Source organism: Deinococcus rhizophilus (genome assembly GCF_030271215.1).
In the GTDB taxonomy this organism is placed as follows: Bacteria; Deinococcota; Deinococci; order Deinococcales; family Deinococcaceae; genus Deinococcus; species Deinococcus rhizophilus.
Window position 1 is genome coordinate 1 of the sequence record NZ_JASNGB010000331.1, and the last position, 1,200, is coordinate 1,200.

At 73.2% G+C, this 1,200-nt stretch carries 1 protein-coding gene and 1 pseudogene; both read left to right on the forward strand.

Annotated features, from left to right (window positions below; translation table 11 throughout):
• Window positions 1-300: pseudogene (locus QOL99_RS17135) on the forward strand (PIG-L deacetylase family protein); the annotation flags it as partial.
• A gap of 212 nt (window positions 301-512) precedes the next feature.
• Window positions 513-1,106 carry a class I SAM-dependent DNA methyltransferase gene (locus QOL99_RS17140; protein WP_285525610.1) on the forward strand — a complete coding sequence of 198 codons (594 nt, stop codon included), beginning with the start codon at window positions 513-515 and terminating at the stop codon, window positions 1,104-1,106.
• Window positions 1,107-1,200: the final 94 nt, after the last annotated feature.

The following is a 1,200-nucleotide window of genomic DNA, read 5'->3' on the forward strand; positions in this document are numbered from 1 at the left end:
CACCGCGCGGCCTGGGCGCCGCTGCTGGGGGCGGCCCGCGCCTTTCCCCGCCTGCGGGTGCTGGCGTACACCGTCTGGCTGGCAGAACGCGGCGGAAGCGCCGACCAGCCCCGCCCCGGCGAGACCCGGCCCCTCACCCTCGACGTGCGCTCCGGGCTGGCGGCCAAGCGCCGGGCGATCCTGGCACACCGCACCCAGCTGGGGCTGATCACCGACGATCCGCACGGCTTCACCCTGCCCGCCAGCCTGATCGGGCGGGCGCTCGGCGGCACCGAGACCTACCACGAACTTCCCCTCTGATACGGTGTCTGGAACGTCCGTTCCAGCCCCTCTGCGGCGCAGCTTTGCCAGTCCGCTCCGCTTCGGCGCTTCCACGTCCCCGGCAGAACGGACGCCCTCAAGGGCGCCGGCCCGCTCCTCTCCGTCACCGTTACTCCTTCTCCCTCCCGTCAGGTTTCCAGCTCTTTCACCACTGTTCAACCGGAAGCCATATGGCTCCAGGAGGCCCCCGCATGATCCCCCCCGACGAGAGCCTGACCGACGCCTATTTCGAGGACGTGTACCGCGCCAGCGACGACCCCTGGAATTTCGAGACCAGCGAGTACGAGCGGGCCAAGTACGCCCGGACCCTGGCCGCGCTGCCCCGGGACCACTACGCCCGCGCCCTGGAGGTCGGCTGCTCCATCGGGGTGCTGACGGGCCTGCTCTCGGAGCGGGCGGGCGCCCTCCTGAGCGTGGACGTGAGCGAGCGTGCCCTGGCCCGCGCCCGCGAGCGCAACCGGGACCGGGCGAACGTGACCTTCGGACGCCGCCGCCTGCCCGCCGAGACCCCTCCGGGGCCCTTCGACCTGATCGTGCTGTCGGAGGTCGGGTACTACTTCAGCACGCGGGACCTGGAAGCGGTGCTCGACCGGCTCACGGCGGCGCTGGCCCCCGGGGGCGACCTGATTCTGGTGCACTGGACCCCCCCCGTGCCCGACTATCCGCAGACCGGGGACGCTGTGCACGGGGCGGCCCTGCGGCGCACGCCCGCCCCGCTCCAGCACCGCCACGCCGAGCGCCACGAGCACTACCGGCTGGACGTGCTGAGCAAACCCGGCACCTGATCGGCGGCGCCCCACTCCGGCGCGGCGGCCTGAAGCCTGACACGCAGGTCGGCCAGGGCCTGCGCGACCGGGACCGGGGCGAAGTGCTCCGGCC